Consider the following 221-nt stretch of genomic DNA (forward strand, 5'->3'; position numbering starts at 1 on the left):
GTAGCCGCCGGAGGTACAATTTCTATCATTGCCCCACAGGTATCTGCATCTGCAGTAGTATTTATAGCTTCCACAGCAGCGATTACCGGCGCCTGATCGTCAGTTACCGTTACGGTTTGTATTACGGGTTGAGCTTCGTTTCCATTATCATCTGTCACGGTCCATGTAATATTGGTGGTTCCCACGGGGTATTCTGCATCTAATGGCAGATTATCATCCCT

The 221-nt window shown here is 47.5% G+C and carries 1 protein-coding gene; it reads right to left on the reverse strand.

Going from position 1 to position 221, the window contains the following annotated elements:
* Positions 1–221 (reverse strand): hypothetical protein (locus tag I6U50_RS15855; RefSeq protein WP_198639568.1); only part of this gene is annotated, 221 nt, incomplete at both ends.

The organism is Salegentibacter maritimus (genome assembly GCF_016236975.1).
GTDB classification, from domain to species: Bacteria; Bacteroidota; Bacteroidia; order Flavobacteriales; family Flavobacteriaceae; genus Salegentibacter; species Salegentibacter maritimus.